Here is a 21,491-nt window from a genome sequence, read left to right on the forward strand (position 1 = left end):
GCATTCACCATGAATGTGTCTACCTGGTCGATCAAGAACCCCATACCGGCACTGATGCTGTTCGTGCTGCTGACCTTCGGCGGCCTGCTGTCGTTCAATGGCATGAAGGTACAGAATTTTCCAGACATCGACCTGCCCACCATTTCGGTGACCGTGTCGCTGCCCGGAGCCTCGCCCGCACAGCTCGAAAACGACGTGGCGCGCAAGGTCGAAAGCGCGATCGCCACGCTGCAGGGCCTGAAGCACATCTACACCAAGGTGCAGGACGGCGGCGCCACCATCACCGCCGAATTCCGGCTGGAAAAGCCCACGCAGGAAGCGCTCGATGACGTGCGCTCGGCCGTGGCGCGCGTGCGCGGCGACCTGCCCGGCGACGTGCGCGACCCCATCGTGACCAAGATGGACCTGGCGGCCCAGCCGGTGCTGGCCTTCACCATCGCCTCGCGCCGCATGGACGACGAGGCCCTGTCCTGGTTCGTCGACAACGACATCGCCAAGAAGCTGCTTGCCGTGCGCGGAGTGGGTGCCGTGAACCGCGTGGGCGGCGTCGACCGCCAGGTGCACGTGGCGCTCGATCCCATCAAGTTGCAGGCGCTGGGCGCCACGGCGGCCGACGTCTCGCGCCAGCTGCGCCTGGTGCAGACCGAGAGTGCGGGCGGCCGCACCGACCTGGGCGGCAGCGAGCAGCCCGTGCGCACCCTGGCCACCGTGCAGTCGGCCCAGGAACTCGCGGGCCTCACGCTGTCGCTGTCCGACGGCCGCCATGTGCGGCTGGACCAGGTGGCCACGGTGTCCGACACCTTTGCAGATCCGCGCGCCATGGCCCTGCTCAACGGCAAACCCGTGGTGGGTTTCGAGGTGGCCCGCAGCAAGGGCGCAAGTGAGGTGGAAGTGGGCGGTGCCGTGCAGGCGGCCCTGGCCGAGATGCGCGCCCAGCACCCGGACCTGGAGATCACCGAAGCCTTCAACTTCGTGACCCCCGTGCAGGAGGAATACGACGGCTCCATGCACCTCTTGTACGAAGGCGCACTGCTGGCCGTGCTGGTGGTGTGGCTGTTCCTGCGCGACTGGCGCGCGACCTTTGTCTCGGCCGTGGCGCTGCCGCTGTCGGTGATCCCGGCCTTCATCGGCATGTACCTGCTGGGCTTCTCGATCAACGTGATCACGCTGCTGGCGCTGTCGCTGGTGGTCGGCATCCTGGTGGACGATGCCATCGTGGAGGTGGAGAACATCGTGCGCCACCTGCGCATGGGCAAGACGCCCTACCAGGCGGCCATGGAAGCGGCCGACGAGATCGGCCTGGCCGTGGTGGCCACCACGTTCACGCTGATCGCCGTGTTCCTGCCCACCGCCTTCATGAGCGGCATCGCCGGCAAGTTCTTCAAGCAGTTCGGCTGGACGGCGGCGCTGGCGGTGTTCGCCAGCCTGGTGGTGGCGCGGGTGCTCACGCCCATGATGGCGGCCTATATCCTGAAGCCCATCGTGGGCGAGCACAAGGACCCGCGCTGGATGGGCGTGTACCTGCGCTGGGCGGCATGGTGCATCAAGCACCGATGGATCACCTTTATTGCCACGGGTGCCTTCTTCATCGGCTCGCTGGCGCTGATCCCGCTGCTGCCCACGGGCTTCATCCCGCCGGACGACAACTCGCAGACCCAGGTCTACCTGGAGCTGCCGCCCGGCGCCACGCTGGCGCAGACCCGCACGGTGGCCGAGGATGCGCGCCAGCGCGTGGCGGCGGTGAACCACGTCAAGAGCGTGTACACCACCATCGGTGGCGGCTCGGCGGGCTCCGACCCCTTCATGGGCAGCGCCAACGCCGAGACGCGCAAGGCCACGCTCACCATCCTGCTGGCCGACAGGGGGGACCGGCCGCGCAAGCAGGGCATCGAGAACCAGATCCGCGCCGCGCTGGAGAGCCTGCCCGGCGTGCGCAGCAAGGTGGGCCTGGGGGGTTCGGGTGAGAAGTACGTGCTGGTGCTCACGGGCGACGACCCGCAGGCGCTGCAGACGGCGGCCCTGGCCGTCGAGAAGGACCTGCGCACCATCCCCGGCCTGGGCAGCGTGTCATCCACCGCCAGCCTGATCCGCTCGGAGATCGCCGTGCGCCCCGACTTTGCGCGCGCCGCCGACCTGGGCGTGACCAGCAGCGCCATCGCCGAGACCCTGCGCATCGCCACCGTGGGCGACTACGACGTGTCGCTGCCCAAGCTGAACCTGGCCTCGCGCCAGGTGCCCATCGTCGTCAAGCTGCAGGACGATGCACGCAAGGACCTGTCGCTGCTCGAACGCCTGGCCGTGCCCGGCGCCAAAGGCCCGGTGATGCTCGGCCAGGTGGCCACGCTGGAGTTCAGCGGCGGCCCGGCCGTGGTGGACCGCTACGACCGCGCGCGCAACGTGAACTTCGAGATCGAACTCTCGGGCCTGCCCCTGGGCGACGTGACCAAGGCCGTGGACCTGCTGCCGTCCATCAAGAACCTGCCGCCCGGCGTGCGCCAGATCACCATCGGCGACGCCGAGGTCATGGGCGAGCTGTTCGCCAGCTTCGGGCTGGCCATGCTCACCGGCGTGCTGTGCATCTACATCGTGCTGGTGCTGCTGTTCAAGGACTTCCTGCACCCGGTGACCATCCTGGCAGCGCTGCCGCTATCGCTGGGCGGGGCCTTCGTGGGCCTGCTGATCGCACAGAAGAGCTTCTCGATGCCCTCGCTGATCGGGCTCATCATGCTCATGGGCATTGCCACCAAGAACTCCATCCTGCTGGTGGAGTACGCCATCCTGGCGCGGCGCGAGCATGGCATGACGCGCTTCGAGGCGCTGATCGACGCCTGCCACAAGCGCGCGCGCCCGATCATCATGACCACCCTGGCCATGGGCGCGGGCATGCTGCCCATTGCCGTGGGCTTCGGCGCGGCGGATGCCAGCTTCCGCTCACCGATGGCGGTGGCAGTGATCGGCGGGCTGATCACCTCGACCTTCCTGAGCCTGCTGGTGATCCCGGCCGTGTTCACGGGCGTGGACGACGTGGGCCAGTGGTTCGGCCGCATGTTGCGGCGCCTGCGCGGCCTGCCGCCCAAGGCCCCCGCATCCAGGCCGCAGGAGGCGCCGGCGATTCCCTGACGACGGGGGCCCGTACGCGGGCCCCGAATCCGTGCAAAAAGGGCGCCAACCACCCGGGTTTGCGCCCTTTAACAGTGCCGGCACGGCGGGATAATGGCGTACCGCTATGAACCTCGTCACCATCAACGTCGATTCCATCCAGCTCGGCCACCCCCTGCCATTCGCGTTGCGGGGTTCCGACGGCGCGCTGCTGGCCCAGAAGGGCTTCGTGGTGCAGTCGCAGGATGAACTGGGCACCATGCTGGCCCGGGGCCGGCAGCTGTGCGTGGACGTGGAAGAGTCCGGCGAGAGCTACCGCGCCTACGTCGCCCAGCTGCAGCGCATGCTGCGGCAGGACACCAACCTCGGGCAACTGGCGTCCATCAAGATGACTGCCGGTGCCCAGGCCGCCCCGCGCGAGCGCGATGCCCCGCCCTATGTGGTGGACTGGCCCGCCCTGCAGGACCGCGCGACCCGGCTGCTGCGCAGCCCGCATGCCGCCGATTTTCCGGACCGCTTCCAGCCCCTGCATGCCGAACTGGCGCGCAACTGCGAACAGTCGCCCGATGCCACGCTGCTGGCGCTGATCTACCTGTCGGCGCAGGAGACGCGCATGTACAGCGGCACCCACGCCATGCTGGTGGCCTGCGTCTGCATGGTGGTGGCCAAGGAAATGCTGCGCTGGCCCCCGGCCCAGGTGCAGGTGGTGGGGCAGGCAGCCCTCTCCATGAACATCGCCATGACCGAGCTGCAGGACCAATTGGCCCAGCAGACCCAGCCCCTGACCTCGGCCCAGATCACTGCCGTGGAGGACCACGCGGCCCGCTCCGAAGCACTGCTGCGCGAACTGGGCGTGCACAGCGAGTTGTGGCTGGAGGCCGTGCGCCACCACCACCACCGCACCCCGGGTGCGTTCGGCCAAAAGAGCCCCGGCCTGCAGATGGCCCGGCTGATCCAGCGGGCCGACGTCTTCGGTGCCCGGCTGGCGCCGCGCGCTGCGCGCTCGCCCATGCCGGTGACCGCCGCCATGCAGGCCAGCTACTACGACGAGGAACAAAAGGTCGACGAGGCCGGCGCCGCCCTGGTCAAGGCCCTGGGCATCTACCCGCCGGGGGCCTTCGTGAAGCTCGCCAGCCAGGAAGTCGCCGTGGTGCTGCGCCGTGGCGCCAGCGGCACCACGCCGCGCGTGGCCGTGGTCACCAACCGGCTGGGCATGCCCACCGGTGAGCTGATACCCCGTGACACCTCCCAGCCCCAGTGGAAGATCGTTGGCGTGGTCGCGCACAAGGACGTGCGCGTCCAGCTGTCGCTCAACCGGCTGCTCCCTCTCGTCTGAGCCTGCGGCGCAGGCCGGCACCCGCAGGGCCTGCACGGCCACTGCGCCACACCATCCATTGCTGGACGGCACCTCTGCCCAGGTCCACCATGGCGGTCACCTTCCACCCCTTTGCGCGGCTGCCTGCCTGGCCGCTGGGGAGGCGCGCGCATCCGAAAGGTCCCGGGGCGCGTACTACCGTGCAGGCAGGCGGCAATCGCAGCGCTGTGGGTTGGGTCCCCCGCGCCGGTCGGGCCGAGGCATCGACCGGCAATTCCACGCAAATACCAATCAGTACAAATAAAAACTTATGTGGACAAAATATGATTCATTGGTTAAATTGGCCCCATCCAACTAGGCAGGTGTCCCCATGACCCAATTCCCGCGCTTTCTGGCCCTGGCCCATGCCACGGGTGCCCTGCTGTTTTTCGGCTTCGCTCCCTCCGCCTTCGCGGCCCCGCCCGAATCCTGCCCAGCCACGCTGCAGCACACCTTCCCCCGGTTGCAGGATGAAAAGCCGCAATCGCTGTGCCAGTACAGCGGCAAGGTTGTCTTGGTGGTCAACACGGCCAGCTTCTGTGGTTTCACGGGGCAGTACAAGGGCCTCGAAGACCTCTATGCCCGCTACAAGGACAAGGGCCTGGTGGTGCTGGGCTTTCCCAGCAACGACTTCTCGCAGGAAAGCGGCAACAACCAGCAGATTGCGGATTTCTGTGAAAACACCTTCGGCGTGAAGTTTCCGATGTTCGCCAAGAGCGTGGTGACCGGTGCCGACGCCTCGCCGCTGTTTCGCCAGTTGGCCCAGATGTCCGGCCCGCCGCGCTGGAACTTCCACAAGTACCTGCTGGGCCGCGACGGCAAGCTGGTGGACAGCTACACCAGCCTCACCGCGCCGGACAGCAAGGGACTGGTCCGCGCCATCGAACAACAGCTGGCCACTGCACCAACTCGGTGAACGTAATGTTTTCTTTACATTTCTTCAAAAAAATGCAGGAGAAGCTCTGGAACTTCTGCAGAACGCCCTTACTCTATCCACAGCAAGGACGTGTTGAGCGTCCCCCCGTTTTAACGTTGCGAAGCCTTTCGGTCCCACAGGTTCCGACTGTTCTCCTGGAGCGCTTCTCCTCCCTCCCTCTCTTATTCGTTTCGGGACGCTTCGCAACTTTTTTATTCAGCCTGCCGGCCAGAGGGAGCCGGCCATGAAGATCGCCATCGTCGGCTCCGGCATTTCCGGGTTGGCCGTGGCCCACCGGCTGCGCGGCCAGGCCGACATCACCCTCTACGAAGCGGGCAGCTATTTCGGCGGCCACACCCACACGGTGGACGTGACCCTGCCGGGCCCCGAGGGCGACGCCGTGCACTGCGGCGTCGACACGGGTTTCCTGGTCTTCAACGAGCGCACCTACCCGAACCTGATCCGCCTGCTGGCCGACCTGGGCGTGGAAACCGCCAAATCCGACATGTCGTTCTCGGTGCAAGTACCGCAGGCCCTGGGCGGCGGGCGCACGCTGGAGTGGAGCGGCACGAACCTGTCTACCGTGTTCGCCCAGCGCGGCAACCTCGTGAACCCGCGTTTCCTGGGCATGCTGCGCGATCTGCTGCGCTTCAACCGGCTGTGCACGCGCTTGGCCGAAGCCCAGGCCGACGCCGCGTTGATGCAGCCCCTGGCCGACTTCCTCAAGGAGCACCGCTTTGGCGACGCGTTCCGCGACTGGTACTTCCTGCCCATGCTGGGCTGCATCTGGAGCTGCCCCACAGACCAGATGCTGCAGTTCCCGGTGGCCACGATGATCCGCTTCTGCCACAACCACGGCCTGATCCAGGTGAGCGACCGGCCCCAGTGGTGGACGGTGGCCGGTGGCGCGCGCCACTATGTGGACAAGATCGTGGCGGGCATCGAAGACAAGCGCCTTGACACCCCCGTGCGCCGCATCGAGCGCGACGCTGCGGGCGTGCGCGTGGTGACTACCGGCAACACCGAGCGCTTTGACCAGGTGGTGCTGGCCACCCACTCGGACCAGGCGCTGGCGCTGCTGGCCCAGCCCACGCTGCAGGAGCGCGCGGTGCTGGGTGCCATCCGCTACCAGGCCAACCGCGCCGTGCTGCACACCGACACCTCGGTGCTGCCCGAACGCCGTGCCGCCTGGGCCGCGTGGAACTACGAACGCGCACCCGAGCGCAGCCGTGAGTCGGCGCGCGTGTGCCTGCACTACCTCATCAACCAGCTGCAGCCCGTGCCCTTCGCGCAGCCGGTCGTTGTCTCGCTCAACCCGGTGGGCGAGATCGCCCCCGACCAGGTGATCGGCAGCTACGACTATGCCCACCCGGTCTTCGACTTGGCGGCCATCCGTGCGCAAAAGGGCGTCGCGCAGCTCCAGGGCCGTGAACGCACCTGGTTCTGCGGCGCCTGGACGGGCTATGGCTTCCATGAAGACGGGCTGAAGTCGGGCCTGGCCGTGGCCGAGCACTTGCTGGCCCGCAAGCCGGCACCGCTGGCGGAGGCCGCCTGATGGACACCCGCACCGCCGAGCCGCTGCTGGGCTTTGGCCAGGTGCGCCATACGCGCCTGCGCCCCCAGCGGCATGCATTTGCCTACCCCACCTTCTTCCTGATGCTGCCCATGCGCTCACTGCGCGCACAGGCAGCCGGGCTGCTGGCCGTGAACCGCAGGGGCGCCATCAGCTTTCACGATGCCGACCATGGCGACGGCCGCAGCGACGCCCAGGGCGGTGCACTCGCCTGGATCGACGAATTGCTGCGCTCCGAAGGCATCGCGGACGCCACGGGCGAGGTCTGGCTGCACTGCTACCCGCGCGTGCTGGGCTACACCTTCAAGCCCGTGAGCTTCTGGTACTGCCACCGCCCGGACGGCAGCCTGCGCGCCATCGTGGTCGAGGTCAACAACACCTTTGGCGAGCGCCACTGCTATCTGCTGGACCAGCCGCGCTACGGCGCCGAGCAGCATGCGCGCAAGGTGTTCCACGTCTCGCCGTTCTGCGACATCAGCGGCGGCTACCGTTTCCGCTTCCTGCGCACGGTGCAGGGCGGGCAGGAGCGCACCGTGGTGCGCATCGACCACGACGACGCCAGCGGCCCGCTGCTGCAGACCAGCGTGAGCGGTACGCTCTCGCCCATCACCCGCGAGACCCTGCGCCAGGCGCTGTGGGGCTACCCGGCGATGACGCTGGCGGTGATCGCCCGCATCCACTGGCAGGCCCTCCGTCTGTGGGCCAAGCGGGTGCGCTTTCACCGCAAGCCCGCGGCCCCCGCCTCCGCCGTGACCCGCTGAGCCCGGCACGCACCGTCCCGAAACCCCTCTTCCATCCGGCCCGCCATGAACAGCACCACCCTCGCACCCGCCCTGCCAAGGGGCACCCCTGCCGCCGCCCGCACGGCCCTGCGCCTGATGCAGCGCCTGCAACACGGCAGCCTCACGGTGCAACTGCCCGACGGCACGCTGCAGCATTTCGGCAACCACCATGGCGACGGGCCGGCAGCGGCCATCACGCTCAGGAACTGGAACGTCTGCAAGGCAGCCCTCAAGTCCGGCGACATCGGCGTTGCCGAGAGCTACATCGCTGGCGACTGGACCACGCCGAACCTCACGGACCTGCTGCGCGTGTTCATCGCCAACCGCCAGCAGGTGGAGGGTGTGATCTATGGCAGCTGGGCCGGGCGGCTGCTGTACCGCATCAAGCACCTGCTCAACCGCAACACGCGCGCCAACAGCCAGAAGAACATCCACGCCCACTACGACCTGGGCAATGCCTTCTACACGCTGTGGCTGGACGACACGATGAACTACTCGTCGGCCTGGTTCGAGGGCGATGCCGGTGGCGACATGCGCGCCGCCCAGCATGCCAAGGTGCGCCGCGCCCTGCGCATGGCGGGCGTGCAAGCGGGCGACCGGGTGCTGGAGATCGGCTGCGGCTGGGGCGCGCTGGCCGAGATGGCCACCACCGAGTTCGACGCCTCGCTGACCGGCGTGACGCTGTCCACCGAGCAGCTGGAGTTTGCGCGCCAGCGCATGGACGCGAGCGGCGTGGCCGCAAAGGCCGATCTGCGCCTGCAGGACTACCGCGACATCACCGACGGGCCCTACGACGCGGTCTGCTCCATCGAGATGATCGAGGCTGTGGGCCGCGAATACTGGCCGACCTATTTTCAGGCCGTGCGGCGCCTGCTCAAGCCCGGCGGCAAGGCCTGCATCCAGAGCATCGTGATCGACGACGGCCTGTTCGAGCGCTACATCAGCTCCACCGATTTCATCCAGCAGTACATCTTTCCGGGCGGCTGCCTGCCCTGCCCGCGCGAGTTCCGCCGCGAGGCCGAGGCCGCCGGCCTGCGCGTGGTGGATGAGTTCGCCTTCGGCCAGGACTATGCCGAGACCCTCAGGCGCTGGCGCGAGCGCTTTCTGGCCCAGCGTGCGCAGATCCTGCAGCTCGGCTTCGACCAGCGCTTCCTGCACATCTGGGAGTTCTACCTGGCCTATTGCGAAGCGGCCTTTGCCATGGCCAACATCAACCTCGTGCAGTACACCCTGGTGCGAGATTGAGCCATGGCCATGACGCAAGCCGCCGTGCTCACCCTGGTCCTGGCATTGCTCTGCCCGGGCCTGGCCCTGGCGCAGGCGCCGGCTGCAGCGCCGCTGGCCGGCCTGCGCCAGGCCGGCCAGGGCACGCTGCGCTTCCTGGGCTTTGAAATCTACAGCGCCCAGCTGTGGGTGAGCCCCGGCTTTGACGCCAGCGACTACACCGCCCAACCCCTGGTGCTCCAGCTGGCGTACCAGCGGGATTTCACGGCCGAAGCGATTGCCGGGCGCTCCATCCAGGAAATGCGCCGCGTGGGCCGCTTCACCCCCGCCCAGGCCACACGCTGGCAACAGGCCCTGCAGGCCGCCCTGCCCGACGTGAAGGCGGGCGACCAGCTCACCGGCATCTACCAGCCCGGGGCGGGCGCCGTGTTCCAGATGGGCGGGCAGGTCGTGGGCGAGGTCAAGGACCCCGAGTTCTCGCGCCTGTTCTTCGGCATCTGGCTGTCGCCGCGCACCTCCGAGCCGGCGCTGCGCCAGGCGCTGATCGCTGCACCCTCTGCTGCGGGGACGCCGTGACCGCCGGCGCGCTGCTGCCCTGGCGCCAGGGGCTGGCCTATGGCCTGCTCGGCTTGCCGCTGGCCTTCGTGGCGCTGCCGCTGTACGTGCTGCTGCCCAACCACTACGCGCGTGAGTTCGGCATGCCGCTGGCTACGCTGGGCGGTGTGCTGCTGGCCGCGCGCCTGTTCGATGCCGTCTCGGACCCGCTGCTCGGCCGCTGGGCCGACCGGCTGTTCGAGCGCTCGCCGCTGGCGGTTCTCTCCACGGGGGCGGTCTCGGCCGTGGTGCTGGCCGTCGGGCTCACCGCGCTGTTCTTCCCCAAGGTGCAGGGCCAGGGCGCGCTCGCGGCCTGGGCGCTGGTCTGCCTGCTGGTCACCTACCTGGCCTACAGCCAGCTCGGCATTGCGCACCAGTCCTGGGGTGCGCGCCTGGGCGGTGACGAGCTGCAGCGCAGCCGCATCGTCGCCTGGCGCGAGGGCGCGGCCCTGGTGGGCGTGGTGCTCGCCTCGGTACTGCCCGCGCTGCTGGGCCTGCCGGTGATGCTGGGCGTGTTTGCGGCCGCCCTGGTGCTGGGCTGGCTGGCGTGGCTGCGCGCACCCCGGCCCGCGCCAGTTGCGCCACACGCCACAGACCGTGCAGACCTTTGGCGGCCCTGGACGCGGCCCGCCTTTCGCCGCCTGCTGGCGGTGTTCGTGCTCAACGGCATTGCCAGCGCCGTACCGGCCACACTGGTGCTGTTCTTCATCCAGGACCGGCTGCAGGCCCCGCCGGGCCAGGAGCCGATGTTCCTGGCCGCGTACTTCCTCTGCGCAGCGCTCTCGATCCCGCTGTGGCTGCGCGCCGTGGCGCGCTGGGGGCTGGCCCGCACCTGGCTGGGGGGCATGCTGCTGGCCGTGGCCGTGTTTGGCTGGACGGCTGGGCTCGGCACTGGCGACAGCATGCCCTTCCTTGCCGTGTGCGCGCTTTCGGGCGTGGCCCTGGGCACCGACCTCGCCTTGCCCGGAGCCCTGCTGGCCGGGGTGGTGGCGGCCGAAGGCGACAGCGGCCAGCACGAGGGTGCCTACTTCGGCTGGTGGAACTTTGCCACCAAGCTCAACCTGGCACTCGCCGCAGGCCTGGCCCTGCCCCTGCTCGACGCACTGGGCTACACGCCCGGCACGCGCAGCGCAGAGGGTCTGCAGACGCTGGGCCTGGCCTATGCCGTGCTGCCCTGCGCCTTGAAGCTGGTGGCCGCGGCAGCGCTGTACTTCCTGATCCTGCGGCAATCACCCCTTGCCGCAGCCATTCCATCCCTCCAAGGCAAACCATGATGCAGCGACGCTTGTTACTCCTTTCGGCGGCCGCCGTGGCCGCCCCCGTGGCGCTGTCGGGCTGCGCGGGCCAGAACCTGGCCGACTACGCGGCCGAAAAGCCCGTGCTCGACCTGGCGCAGTATTTCAATGGCGTGATCGACGCGCACGGCATGTTCCAGGACCGCAGCGGAAAGATCGTCAAACGCTTCACCGTGGTCATGAACTGCCAGTGGACGGGCAACCAGGGCGTGCTGGACGAGGCCTTCACCTATTCGGACGGCAGCACGGAGCGGCGCATCTGGCGCCTCACCCGTGAGGCCGATGGCCGCTACACAGGCACGGCCGGCGACGTGATCGGCCAGGCCGTGGGGCAGGTGCGCGGCAACGCCTTCCGCTGGAACTACACGCTGGCGTTGCCCGTGGATGGCACGGTCTACCACGTGGACCTGGACGACTGGATGTACCTCATGGACGAGCGCGTGATGCTCAACCGCGCCACCATGAGCAAGTTCGGCGTGCGGCTGGGCGAGATCACGCTGTCGTTCACCCGGCGGGCGCCATGAGCCTGAATCCCCGCCTGCGCGACTGGCAGGGCCGCCGGGCCTGGCTGGTGGGCGCCTCCAGCGGCATCGGCCGGGCCACGGCATCGGCCCTGCATGCGCGCGGGGCCGAGGTCATCGTCTCGGCCCGCAGCGAAGCGGCGCTCAACGCGTTCGCCGTGCAGCACCCTGGCAGCGTCGCCCTGCCGCTGGACACCGCCGTACCGGAGGCCGTGAAGGCGGCCGCAGCCCAGGTGCTGGCGGGTGGACCGCTGGACCTGGTGTGCTACTGCGCAGGCACCTACCACCACATGCGAGCCACGGAGTTCGACCTGCCCGTGATGCTGCGCCACGAACAGGTGAACTACACAGGCGTGCTGCACCTGCTGGCCGCCGTGCTGCCAGACATGCTGGCCGCCGCACAGTCGGGCCGCCCCGGGCATGTGAGCCTGGTCAGCAGCGTGGCCGGCTTTCGCGGGCTGCCCAAGAGCCTGGCCTACGGCCCGACCAAGGCGGCGCTGATCAACCTGGCCGAGGCACTGTACCTGGACCTGCACGGCCTGGGCATGGGCGTGAGCGTGGTCAACCCCGGCTTCGTGGCCACGCCGCTCACCGAGGGCAATGACTTTCGCATGCCCGCGCTGATCACGCCCGAAGAGGCGGCCACGGCCATCCTCAAGGGCTGGGGGCAAGGCGCGTTCGACATCCACTTCCCCAAGCGCTTCACGCGCGTGATGAAGATGCTGCGCGTGCTGCCGTATGGGTGGTACTTTCCGGCCATTCGCAAGTTCACCGGACTGTGAGCCCCATGCCGCCGCCAGACACCACCCCATCCACCGAAGAAGCCGTCACCCGCGTGATCGCCTTTTTCGAGACCCTGGCCCCGGCCGACGTGGCGGCACTGGGCCGCCTGTATGCGGCCGATGCGCGCTTCAAGGACCCGTTCAACGAGGTGCAGGGCCTGCCCGCCATCCGGCACATCTTCGAGCACATGTTCGTGGCGCTGGAGCAGCCGCGCTTCGTGGTGACGGGCCGCGTGGTGCAGGGGCAGCAGTGCTTCCTGACCTGGGAGTTCCTGTTCGCCTTCCGCAATTTCCACAAGGGCGTGGCACAGACGGTGCGCGGCGCCTCGCACCTGGTGTTCGACGACCAGGGCCTGGTCACGCTGCACCGCGACTACTGGGATGCAGCCGAGGAGCTGTACGAAAAGCTGCCCGTGGTGGGTGGGCTCATGCGCTGGCTCAAGAAACGCGCCAACAGCTGAGCACAGCCGTCGTCACGGACGCGCTTGCAGACGCAGATGCCCAGGCAAGGGCACGGCACGCTGCAGCACGCCTTCGGCCAGCCACACCGCGCTGTTCCAGGCGCGGCCGGCCACATAGGGCAGGGGCAGTTGCTGGTAGTCGTCGTTGAAGACCTCGAAGCTGTAGTCGCCCCGGTAGCCCAAGCCGTCGAGCTTGCGCACCAAATCGACCAGCGCCTGGCTGTGCACGCCCTCGCCCGGGAACACGCGGAAGTGCCGCGCCGTGTCGATGCGCTCCTGCACCGTGCGCGTCTCCTGCCACATGAAGTCCGACAGCTGCACCAGGTAAATGCGCTCCGGGTCCACGCCCTCCAGGGCTTCGAGCGGCGTGCTGGTGGCGAACTGGTGGTAGGAGTCGATGGCCAGGCCCAGGTTGGGGCAATCGGCCCGTTGCACCGCGGCCCAGGCCTGGTGCACCTCGTTGATGTGCCGGCCCCAGGACAGGCCCTCGAACGCAATGCGGATACCGTGGGGCAGCGCCAGCATGGCCAGCTTGCGCAGGTCGCGCGCAATCGCTTCGGGATCGTCCGTGGCATGCAGCGAAGTGGAACTGCAGGCCAGCAGCACCCGGGTGCCCAGCGCGCGCGCCATGAGGATCATCTGCTGGGCGATGCCCAGCTTGTAGCTGTGCAGGTGGCCCGAGAGCCCCTCGAAATCGCGCAGCACCTGAAAGCCCGTGACGCGCAGGCCGCTGCTGCGCACCGCCTGCACGGCAGCGTCGATACCCTCGGGGTGGCCGACGAGGTCGCGCGCGGCCAGCATGATCTGGCCGAAGCCGGCGGCCTTCACGGCGGCCAGCTTGGCCTCCAGCGGACCGGCGAGGCTGATGGTGTCCATGCCGAAATCGGCGACGTTGCGTTGCATGGCCTGGGCGCGCATGGGGAGTGCCGTTTTCATCGCGGGTCGAGCACCAGCTCGAAGCTGGCGCCACCCGCATCGGCACGCGTAAGCGCTCCTCGGACTTCGCTGTGCACGCCCGTGGGCGATTCGACGAAATCCACCCCTTGTGCGCGCAGGGCTGCCACCGTGGCCAGCACGTCGCCCGTGCCGAAGGCCACGCGCTGCAGCAGTTCGCCGGGGTCGGCATCGAGCGCGTCGATCAGCGGCTCGATGAGCTGCCAGTACAGCGTGCCGCAGGGACTGGCGAGGATGCGCCCCTGCGTGAGCACGCCAAAGCTCTGCTCGGGCGGCAGCTCGGCAAAGCCGAACAGCTCACCATAGAAGGCGGTCCAGTCGGCCAGCCGATCGAGGCCGATGTACTGCACCAGGCCGAACAGGTGCAGGCCGTGCTGGGCTGGCGGGCGTGGGTCCGCCCCCGGTATCGGTACGAAGTCCACGTCGTAGATCGAGAACTCACGGTGCCGGTCGACGAAGTAGATGCGGCTGGTGCCCACGCCGTGGATGGCCGGGATGTTGAGCTCCATGACCTCGACCTCGGTATGCACGGCCCAGGCGCCGAGCTCCAGCACGCGCCGGTAAGCGGCGGCAGCATTGCCGACGCGAAAGGCAATGGCGGCCAGCACCGGGGCATCACCGGGCGCCTGCGCGTCACGGGCCGGCTCGTCGCCCTGGTGGGCGTTGACGATGATGTTCATGCCGCCCTGGCGGTACAGCAGCACCTCGCGCGAGCGGTGGCGCGCCACGGGCTTGAAGCCCATGCGCTCCAGCGCCTGGCCCAGTGCCTGGGGGCGGGCCGTGGCGTATTCGATGAACTCCACGCCCTGCAGGCCCAGGGGGTTGGGCAGGTTGCCCAGGGATTCACGGTCGGCCGTCATCGGGGGGCTCATGGGCGGGGCTCCTTGAGAAAGGGTGGACGCACCGGGTCAGCGCCTGGTGACCAGTTGGCGAAAGTGCGCATCCATGCGCGCAGGATCGGGGGCGACGCCGGTGAACAATTCGAACGCCCCGACGGCCTGGCCCACGGCCATGCCGCCGCCGTCCGAGACTCGGCAACCCAGGGCGCGTGCGGCCTGCACCAGGGCCGTTTCGAGCGGGAAGTACACCACCTCGGACACCCACATGGCGGGGCGCAGCAGGCCCACATCCAGAGGCACGCCGGGCAGTTTGTCCATACCGGTGGGCGTGGCGTGGATCAGCCCCGTGGCCTGCGCCATGGCAGTGGCGATGTCGCTGGCACGGGCCCTTGCACCGTAGAGCGCATTGACGTCCGCCGCCAGTTGCGCGGCGCGCTCGGGCTGCGCATCCACGATGGCCAGGCGCTGCGCGCCCAGCCGCAGCACGGCATGGGCAATGGCCGCGCCAGCACCGCCTGCGCCCAGCAGCACCACATGGGCCAGATCGGCCTCTGGCAATGCGCGTTGAAAACCCCAGGCCCAGCCCGAGCCGTCGGTGTTATGCCCCACCAGCCGGCCATCCTGCACTACCACGGTGTTCACGGCACCCATGGCCCGCGCCTCCTCGGACAAGTCGTCGAGATGCGCGATTACGGCCTGCTTGCAGGGATAGGTCACGTTGCAGCCGGCATAGCCCATGATGCGTGCCGCCGACAGCAGGGTGGGCAGCTGCGCGGGCGAAGATGCGGATCGGTCCAGGTCGATCAGCTGGTAGTGCAGGCGCATGCCGTGGTGCCGCGCTTCTTCTTCGTGCAGCGCGGGCGACAGCGATTGTTGGATGCCTGCACCGATCAGCCCGATCAGTACCTTGCGGGGGCTTGTGGAAGACATGGTGGGCGGGGAGTCGAGAAGCAGGGTGTCCATGGGATACAGGCCTTGCCGCATGGCCTTGGCCGAAGCCGGGACCATGCGGGTTGCCGGATTACTTGCCGCCGCGCAGCTTGGCCAGCGTGGCGTAGACCTCCTGCACCGTCTCGGCGCCGACCTTGTCGCTGTGCTTTTCCACCACGGGCTTGACCTTGGCGCGCAGCTTGTCGACCTCGGCCGGCGAGAACTCGGTCACTTGCATGCCGGCCTTCTTGAGTTCCTCCAGCGCCACATCGGCCTGCGAGCGCGAGACGCTGCGCTGGAAGGTGGTGGCCTCGGCCATGGCTTCGGTAACAGCCTTCTGGTCCGCCGGGTTCAGGCTGTCCCAGAACTTCTTGCTGACGATGACGGCCTGCGGGTTGTACATGTGGCGCGTGATCGTGAGGTGCTTTTGCACCTCGGCGAACTTGGACGAGAGGATGGTCGAGAACGGATTCTCCTGGCCGTCCACCGCCTTTTGCTCCATGGCGGTGTAGAGCTCGGGGAAGGGCATGGGCACGGCGTTGGCGCCCAGTGCGTTGAACATGTCGATGTAGATCGGCGACTGGATCACGCGGATCTTGAGGCCGGCGATGTCCTCTGCCTTGGTGATGGGCTTCTTGCTGTTGGTCAGGTTGCGAAAGCCGAGCTCCCAGTAGCCCAGGCCCACCAGGTTCTTGGCCTGCAGCTTGTCGAGCAGCTTCTTGCCGAAGGGGCCGTCGGTGACAGCATCGGCTTCCTGCGGCGAGGCGAACAGGAAGGGGAAGTCGTAGATGCCGAATTCCTTGGTCTGGGCGGAGAGGATGCCGGCGTTGAGCACGGTCATCTCCACCGTGCCGCCCTGCAGCGCCGAGACGGTCTGCAGGTCACCGCCCAGCGTGCCGCCGGGGAAGAGCTTGACCGCGATGCGGCCATTGGTCTTGGCGGCCACGAGGTCGGCGAACTTCTGCGCGCCCTGGGCCTGAGGGTGCTCCTTCTGGTTCTGGAAGGCGAACTTGATGGTGCGCTCCTGGGCGTGGGCGCCGGACAGCAGCGATGCAGCGACCAGGGCCGTGGCCAGCAGGGTCTTCACGAGGTTCATGATGAAAGTCTCCTTGGTGTAGTGGGTAGCAGAACGGAACGACGACGGTGACAGTTTCAGCCGGTGAGCCAGCGCAGCGGCACCATGACGATGGAGGGGAACACCACCAGCAGGAACATCACGAAGAACTGGGCCAGCATGAAAGGCAGCACGCCACGCGTGACCTGGTACATGGAGATGCGCCCCACCCCGGCCACGACGTTGAGCACCGTGCCCACCGGCGGCGTGATCAGCCCGATGGCGTTGTTGATGATGAACAGCACGCCGAAGTACACCGGGTCGATGCCGGCGGCCTTGACCACCGGCATCAGCACCGGGGTCAGGATGAGGATGGTGGGCGTCATGTCCATCGCCGTGCCCACCACCATCACCAGCACCATGATGGCCACCAGCAGCAGCGTCTGGTTGCCCATGAAAGGCTCCAGCATGCCGATGACCTTGGTGGGCAGGTCGGCCACAGTGATCAGCCAGGCCGAGACCATGGCGGCAGCCACCAGGAACATCACGATGGCACTGGTGCGGGCCGAGGCCTGGAAGATGCCTGCCAGTTGGCGCACGCCGATCTCGCGGTAAACGAACATCGCCACCAGCAGGGCATACACGGCAGCTACCACGGCCGCCTCGGTCGGGGTGAATACGCCCATGCGCAGGCCCACCAGGATGATGAGGGGCAGGCCCAGGGCCCAGACGGCTTCGCGCAGCGCCTTGAGCAGTTCGGCGCGCGAAGCCTTGGGCGGGGGCTGTACTTTTTCGTTGCGCACCAGCCACCACCAGGTGACCGCGAGCGACAGGCCCAGCAGCACGCCGGGCACGATGCCCGCGAGGAACAGCTTGCTGATGGACACGTTGGCGGCCACGCCGAAGATCACGAAGCCGATGGAAGGCGGGATGACCGGGGCGATGATGCCGGCCGATGCGATCAGGCCGGCAGAGCGGGCCTTGTCGTGCCCGGCAGCCACCATCATCGGCAGCAGCAGCGAGGCGAGGGCTGCGGCATCGGCCACGGCCGAGCCCGAGACGGCGGCCAGGAGCACAGCGGCCATGATGGCTACGTAGCCCAGACCGCCAGGCACGTGCCCCACCAGTGTCAGCGCGAGCTTGACGATGCGCCGCGACAGGCCGCCGACGTTCATGATCTCGCCGGCCAGCATGAAGAAAGGAACGGCCAGCAGGGGAAAGCTGTCGGCACCATTGATGACGTTCTGCGCCAGGATCTGCGCGTCGAACAGGTCCAGGTGCCACATCAGCGCCACGCCGCTGAGCAGCAGCGCATAGGCGATGGGGATGCCGATCGCCATGGCGAGCAGCAGGGATCCGAGGAAGATGGCGACGGTCATGGGCAGGTGTCCTGTGGGCGTGCGGTGCGGCGGATCAGGGGCGCTTGGCAGGCAGATCGGAATCGACCCCATTGCGTTGTGCCAGCGCGGACAACTCCTCACTCTCCTGCACCATGACCAGCTCCTGTTCGGACAGCGGGGTGAAGAGCGTGCGCAGCAGATCGCGCAGCAGGATGGCGATGCCCGAGGCGCCCATGAGCACGCCGCTGGCGTAGAAGATCGCCACCGATGCGCCGGTGACGGGGGCCTCGGTCTCCCAGTTGATCAGCATCTGCGCCCAACTGCCCGACAGCAGCAGCCAGGATACGAACAGCATGGCCGCCTGGGCCAGTGCCAGGCAGGCGCGCTTGCCGACGGGCGGCAGGCGCGACACCAGCATGTCGGTGCCCAGGTGGCCGTGCTCGCGCAGTGCCACGATGGAGCCCATGAAGGTGAGCCACACGAACAGCCAGCGCGAAAGCTCTTCGGAGATGGTGATGCCCGAGTTGAGCGCATAGCGCGCCACCACGTTGCCGAAGACCAGCACCACCATCAGGGCCAGGCAAAGGCCTCCGAGCATGTCGAGCAAGCGGGTGTATCGCCCCAGCAGGCGGTCGGTCCATTCCAGCATTGCCAGTCTCCGGTCGTTGTGATCGAGATTTTGTACGAACTGGTTAGTATTTAATCCAGGTACAAACCCTGATCCCCCGCAGCCGGGGCGTGGTTGCCGCGAAAGCTCAGGGGCGCAGGAAGCGCACGATCATCTCGACGATGGATTCGCGGCGCTCGGCCATGGCGGCCGGCGAGTCGAGCGTGCGCTTGAAGATGGCGCCGAAGGTGTGCCGGTTGGAGACGTTGAAGAAGCACAGCGCCGAGATCGACATGTGCAGATCAACCGGGTCCACGTCGGGTCGGAAGACGCCTGCGCCCACGCCGCGCTGGTAGACCTTGTGCACCGCATGGATGACCGGGATGTTGAGCTCCTGGATGGTCGTGGAGCGGCTGATGTACTCGCCGCGGTGCATGTTCTCGTTCATCACCAGGCGGATGAAGTCGGGGTTGGCCAGTTGGTAGTCGAAGGTGAAGCCGACCAGGGTGCGCAGGGCCTGCTCGGGCGCCAGGTCTTCCAGGTGCAGCTCCGACTCGATCTGCCGGATGCGGCGATAGGCTTCCTCCAACACCTTGACGTACAAGCCTTCCTTGCTACCGAAATAGTAGTAGATCATGCGCTTGCTGGTGCTGGTGAGCGCCGCGATCTCATCGATGCGGGCACCGGCCAGGCCTTTGTCCGCGAACTCCGCCGTGGCCACCTGCAGGATGTTGGCCATCGTGCGGTCGGGGTCGTTCACGCGTACGCGCTCGGCACCGGGGGTGGCCGCAGCCTCGCGCGCAGCGCGTTGCCGCGCCGGGCGGCTGGCACTGGCGGATGGCTGGGGATTTTGAACCGTTTCGTCCATATGCGCCAAGCATACGGCAAGGGCCAGCCCCTCTGGCCCCTCCGGTGCGATCAAGAGGGCTTGGTGTCTGCGAAGCTCGGGCGCTGCATGAGCTTGTCCAGCAGCTTGCCCAGGTTGGGGTACTCGCTGCGCCAGGCTACGTCCGGGAAGCGGAATTCGAGCCAGCCCAGGGCGCAGCCCACGGCGATGTCCGACAGGCTCAGGTGGATACCACTGCAGTAGGGTTTGTCGCCCAGGCCCTGGCTCATGGACTTGAGGCTGTCGTTGACCTTGCGCATCTGGCGGTCGATCCAGGCCTGGCTGCGCTCGCTGTCCTTGCGGTGGGCCCAGGTGGCTTCCAGGCGGGCGAGGATGGCCGCGTCCACCACACCGTCGGCCAGGGCTTCCCAGGTCTTGACCTCGGCACGCTCACGGCCCTGGCTGGGGATGAGCTTGCCCACAGGAGAGAGGGTGTCCAGGTACTCGACGATCACGCGCGAGTCGAAGACGGCCTCGCCGCCTTCCATCACCAGGCAGGGCACCTTGCCCAGCGGGTTGGAGGTGGCGATGCTCGTGTCGTCGGCCCAGACGTTTTCCTGCACGAACTGGTAGTCGAGCTTCTTTTCGGCCATGACGACGCGCACCTTGCGTACATAAGGGCTGGCGGAGGCTCCGATCAATTTCATGGGGTGGTTTCCAGTGCGCGGGATAAGCTGACGTTACACGACCGATTCTATCGGCTGCGCCCCCTGGCGCCTGTCCCGCAAGCCCCCCGCATGGGGGATACCAGAACGCGCAGGAGCGCCTGTAGCGGCCTGCCACGAGAGCTGCAGCGCACTGGTGCAGATTTGCAACAGCTTGTCTGCGGCGCACCAGGCCACCGGGTGCACTGGGCGGATTGGGGTTTCCCCGTGCGTGCAGCCTACAATCTGGCCCCATGAGCCTGTCCACCATCACTGCCCTGTCGCCGCTCGACGGCCGCTATTCCAACAAACTCGCCGCCCTGCGCCCCATCATGAGCGAGCACGGCTACATGCACCGGCGCGTGCAGGTGGAAGTGGCCTGGTTCATCGCGCTGTCGGACGCAGGCTTTGCCGAGTTCAAGCCGCTGACTACCGGCGCGCGTGCCTACCTTTTGGGCCTGGTGAAGAATTTCTCGGAAGCCGATTCGGCCGCCATCAAGGACATCGAGAAGACCACCAACCACGACGTGAAGGCCGTGGAATACTGGATCAAGAGCAAGTTCGAGGCGCGCCCCGAGCTGGAAAAGGCCGCCGAGTTCGTGCACTTTGCCTGCACCAGCGAAGACATCAACAACACCAGCCATGCGCTGCAGTTGCGCTCGGGCCGAGACCAGGTCGTGCTGCCAGGACTGGACCGCGTGGTGCTCAAGCTGCGCGAGATGGCCCATGCCTACGCCGACGTGCCCATGCTCAGCCGCACCCACGGCCAGACGGCCAGCCCCACCACCGTGGGCAAGGAGATGGCCAACGTGGTGGTGCGCCTGCAGGCCGCCTGCGAACGCATTGCCGGCGTGAAGATTCTGGGCAAGATGAATGGCGCCGTGGGCAACTACAACGCCCACATGTCGGCCTGGCCCGATTTCGACTGGGAAGCGTTCAGCAAGAAGGTCATCGAAACCCCCGAGCCCCTGGGCCTGGGCCTGACCTTCCAGCCCTACAGCATCCAGATCGAGCCGCACGACTATATGGCCGAACTGTTCGATGCCGTGGCACGTGCCAACACCATCCTCGTGGACCTGTCGCGCGACATCTGGGGCTATGTGAGCCTGGGCTACTTCAAGCAGCGCCTGAAGGCCGGCGAGATCGGCTCCAGCACCATGCCGCACAAGGTCAACCCCATCGACTTCGAGAACGCCGAAGGCAACCTGGGCCTGGCCAATGCGCTGCTGCGCCACTTGTCGGAAAAGCTGCCCGTCAGCCGCTGGCAGCGCGACCTGACCGACAGCACGGTGCTGCGCAACATGGGCGTGGCCCTGGGCTACGCCGCGCTGGCGTATGCCTCGCTGCTGACCGGCCTGAACAAGCTCGAGCTCAACGAGGAAGCCCTGGCCGAGGATCTGGACTCATCCTGGGAAGTGCTGGCCGAGCCGATCCAGACGGTGATGCGCCGCTTTGGCGTGCAGGGCGCGTACGAGAAGCTCAAGGAAGTCACGCGCGGCAAGACCGTGACGGCCGAGGCGCTGCACGGGCTGATCCAGTCGCTGGAAATCCCGCAGGCCGAGAAGGACCGCTTGCTGGCGATGACGCCGGGCAGCTACACCGGCAAGGCAGCAGCGCTGGCCCGTCGGGCCTGAGC

General features: G+C 67.6%; 20 protein-coding genes. 12 read left to right on the plus strand and 8 right to left on the minus strand.

Features of this window, described 5'->3' with window-relative positions; translation table 11 throughout:
- Positions 1-9: 9 nt before the first annotated feature.
- The 11 genes from ACSQ3Y_RS00620 (at position 10) to ACSQ3Y_RS00670 (ending at position 12,601) form a co-directional block, all read left to right on the plus strand.
- Positions 10-3,120 (plus strand): efflux RND transporter permease subunit, encoded by a 3,111-nt coding sequence (locus ACSQ3Y_RS00620; protein ID WP_057200640.1) that lies wholly within the window; start codon positions 10-12, stop codon positions 3,118-3,120.
- A 106-nt stretch (positions 3,121-3,226) separates the two neighbouring features.
- Positions 3,227-4,435 (plus strand): HD-GYP domain-containing protein, encoded by a 1,209-nt coding sequence (locus ACSQ3Y_RS00625; RefSeq protein WP_436176103.1) that lies wholly within the window; start codon positions 3,227-3,229, stop codon positions 4,433-4,435.
- Between the two features lie 349 nt (positions 4,436-4,784).
- Positions 4,785-5,369, plus strand: a complete 585-nt coding sequence (locus ACSQ3Y_RS00630; protein ID WP_082604041.1) for a glutathione peroxidase — start codon at positions 4,785-4,787, stop codon at positions 5,367-5,369.
- A 244-nt stretch (positions 5,370-5,613) separates the two neighbouring features.
- A complete protein-coding gene (locus ACSQ3Y_RS00635) occupies positions 5,614-6,924 on the plus strand; it encodes an NAD(P)/FAD-dependent oxidoreductase (RefSeq protein WP_436176104.1) in 1,311 nt (436 codons plus the stop codon).
- Positions 6,924-7,703, plus strand: coding sequence for a DUF1365 domain-containing protein (locus ACSQ3Y_RS00640; RefSeq protein ID WP_057200637.1), 780 nt, complete (start codon positions 6,924-6,926; stop codon positions 7,701-7,703). Before ACSQ3Y_RS00635 ends, ACSQ3Y_RS00640 begins: the two co-directional genes overlap by 1 nt.
- A 45-nt stretch (positions 7,704-7,748) precedes the next feature.
- Entirely contained in the window at positions 7,749-8,969 is a 1,221-nt protein-coding gene (locus tag ACSQ3Y_RS00645) for an SAM-dependent methyltransferase (protein WP_057200636.1), read from the plus strand.
- A gap of 9 nt (positions 8,970-8,978) precedes the next feature.
- Positions 8,979-9,524, plus strand: coding sequence for a chalcone isomerase family protein (locus ACSQ3Y_RS00650; protein ID WP_057200827.1), 546 nt, complete (start codon positions 8,979-8,981; stop codon positions 9,522-9,524).
- A complete protein-coding gene (locus tag ACSQ3Y_RS00655) occupies positions 9,521-10,816 on the plus strand; it encodes an MFS transporter (protein WP_436176105.1) in 1,296 nt (431 codons plus the stop codon). The genes ACSQ3Y_RS00650 and ACSQ3Y_RS00655 overlap by 4 nt, the downstream gene beginning before the upstream one ends.
- Entirely contained in the window at positions 10,816-11,361 is a 546-nt protein-coding gene (locus tag ACSQ3Y_RS00660) for a DUF3833 domain-containing protein (protein WP_057200634.1), read from the plus strand. Before ACSQ3Y_RS00655 ends, ACSQ3Y_RS00660 begins: the two co-directional genes overlap by 1 nt.
- Positions 11,358-12,140: an SDR family NAD(P)-dependent oxidoreductase gene (locus ACSQ3Y_RS00665; protein WP_057200633.1), complete on the plus strand. Its 783-nt coding sequence runs from the start codon at positions 11,358-11,360 to the stop codon at positions 12,138-12,140. The genes ACSQ3Y_RS00660 and ACSQ3Y_RS00665 overlap by 4 nt, the downstream gene beginning before the upstream one ends.
- Before the next feature lie 5 nt (positions 12,141-12,145).
- Entirely contained in the window at positions 12,146-12,601 is a 456-nt protein-coding gene (locus ACSQ3Y_RS00670) for a nuclear transport factor 2 family protein (RefSeq protein WP_057200632.1), read from the plus strand.
- A 12-nt stretch (positions 12,602-12,613) separates the two neighbouring features.
- On the opposite strand, the gene ACSQ3Y_RS00675 is transcribed toward ACSQ3Y_RS00670, so the two are convergent.
- From ACSQ3Y_RS00675 to ACSQ3Y_RS00710, 8 genes are all read right to left on the minus strand, one after another.
- Positions 12,614-13,519, minus strand: coding sequence for a sugar phosphate isomerase/epimerase family protein (locus ACSQ3Y_RS00675; RefSeq protein WP_057200631.1), 906 nt, complete (start codon positions 13,517-13,519; stop codon positions 12,614-12,616).
- Between the two features lie 14 nt (positions 13,520-13,533).
- Positions 13,534-14,427, minus strand: a complete 894-nt coding sequence (locus ACSQ3Y_RS00680; RefSeq protein ID WP_436176106.1) for a 4-hydroxyphenylpyruvate dioxygenase — start codon at positions 14,425-14,427, stop codon at positions 13,534-13,536.
- Positions 14,428-14,463: 36 nt separating this feature from the next.
- Positions 14,464-15,357: a shikimate dehydrogenase gene (locus tag ACSQ3Y_RS00685; RefSeq protein ID WP_436176107.1), complete on the minus strand. Its 894-nt coding sequence runs from the start codon at positions 15,355-15,357 to the stop codon at positions 14,464-14,466.
- A 58-nt stretch (positions 15,358-15,415) separates the two neighbouring features.
- Complete coding sequence (locus ACSQ3Y_RS00690; RefSeq protein ID WP_057200629.1) at positions 15,416-16,420, minus strand: TRAP transporter substrate-binding protein; 1,005 nt, start codon at positions 16,418-16,420, stop codon at positions 15,416-15,418.
- A gap of 56 nt (positions 16,421-16,476) precedes the next feature.
- A complete protein-coding gene (locus ACSQ3Y_RS00695; RefSeq protein ID WP_436176108.1) occupies positions 16,477-17,757 on the minus strand; it encodes a TRAP transporter large permease in 1,281 nt (426 codons plus the stop codon).
- Positions 17,758-17,791: 34 nt separating this feature from the next.
- Positions 17,792-18,367, minus strand: a complete 576-nt coding sequence (locus tag ACSQ3Y_RS00700; RefSeq protein ID WP_428003120.1) for a TRAP transporter small permease — start codon at positions 18,365-18,367, stop codon at positions 17,792-17,794.
- Positions 18,368-18,473: 106 nt separating this feature from the next.
- Positions 18,474-19,193, minus strand: coding sequence for a TetR/AcrR family transcriptional regulator (locus ACSQ3Y_RS00705; RefSeq protein ID WP_057200626.1), 720 nt, complete (start codon positions 19,191-19,193; stop codon positions 18,474-18,476).
- A 50-nt stretch (positions 19,194-19,243) separates the two neighbouring features.
- Positions 19,244-19,858 (minus strand): glutathione S-transferase N-terminal domain-containing protein, encoded by a 615-nt coding sequence (locus ACSQ3Y_RS00710; protein WP_057200625.1) that lies wholly within the window; start codon positions 19,856-19,858, stop codon positions 19,244-19,246.
- 251 nt (positions 19,859-20,109) lie between these two features.
- Here ACSQ3Y_RS00710 and purB point away from each other — a divergent pair, with 251 nt between their 5' ends.
- The gene (gene purB / locus ACSQ3Y_RS00715) at positions 20,110-21,489 is read left to right on the plus strand and encodes an adenylosuccinate lyase (RefSeq protein WP_057200624.1); all 1,380 of its coding nucleotides are present in this window, start codon (positions 20,110-20,112) and stop codon (positions 21,487-21,489) included.
- Positions 21,490-21,491: the final 2 nt, after the last annotated feature.

It is taken from the genome of Acidovorax sp. LjRoot66 (genome assembly GCF_964253305.1).
GTDB lineage: Bacteria > Pseudomonadota > Gammaproteobacteria > Burkholderiales > Burkholderiaceae_C > Acidovorax.